This is a genomic window from Methylophaga sp. UBA1464 (assembly GCF_002325665.1).
Lineage (GTDB): Bacteria > Pseudomonadota > Gammaproteobacteria > Nitrosococcales > Methylophagaceae > Methylophaga.
Genome location: NZ_DCSO01000002.1, coordinates 10,473 through 11,415 on the forward strand (window position 1 = coordinate 10,473; position 943 = coordinate 11,415).

General features: G+C 49.4%; 1 protein-coding gene and 1 pseudogene. Both read right to left on the reverse strand.

Annotation, left to right across the window (positions count from 1 at the left end):
• A pseudogene (locus B3O33_RS00215) lies at positions 1 to 407 on the reverse strand (energy transducer TonB); the annotation flags it as partial.
• 4 nt (positions 408 to 411) lie between these two features.
• Positions 412 to 943, reverse strand: a 532-nt coding sequence (locus B3O33_RS00220) for an FAD:protein FMN transferase (RefSeq protein WP_292362698.1), incomplete at its 5' end; no start/stop codon positions are given.

Below are 943 nucleotides of genomic sequence, written 5' to 3' on the forward strand. Positions count from 1 at the left end.
TCAACCACGGCAGGCAACTCTTCTGCTGTTGGGGTTTCATCCAGAACGGGTTCTGGAGTCACGGATTCAACCGGAACAGGATCCCGTTCTGTGATTGGAGCAGGCAAAGGTGCTATAGCTGCTGGAGGTTCTTCAGCAATGGGTACCGACATATCCGGTGTCGGTTCTGGCGATTTTTCTTCTGTTTCCCCGCCGCCTTCATTGGTGACTTGAGCTAAATAGCTGGGCTCTTCCGGAGCCTGCTCAGTTTGTTGTTTCACCAGGGTAATATCAAGTTGATTTACCGGGGCATTGGTTGGTGGAGACGTCACATTAAAGCTGATAGCAAACACCACTATCGCATGCAGAATGACCGACCCGATAAGGGTCAGAATCATACGATCAGTGGCGCTCGAAGTGCTAATCATTCACTTACTCTTGCGGGATTTCACGAATCACAGGGTCACGATCATGTCCGGTTAATCTGACACGCTTTTGCATCGAAGGACTCATTTCGACTTCGCCATCTTCAGTCACTAACATTACCATATCAATTCCCATTTCAGCAGCGATGGTTGGCCAGTCGCTGCCGGCAACAAAAATAGCGGTGGCCGCAGCGTCCGCCATTGAGGCATTTTCGTGAATCACGGTTGAAGACATGGCTTGATCAGCAGGATATCCGTTACGAGGATCCAGAATATGCGGGTAACGTTTACCTTCATAGGTGAAAAAGCGTTCGTAATCTCCGGAACTGAAAACACTTTCATCACCACTCACCGCTACAGAAGCCAATACCCGGTCATGCCTTGGATGTCGAATACCAATAATCCAGGGACGTTCACCATGCGACCCTATGGCGCGTAAATCGCCGCCGATATTGATGACGGCATTTTCGATGCCTTGCTGTTTTAATACAGCTATGGCGTTATCTACGGCATAACCTTTGGCAAAACCACCGAAGCCT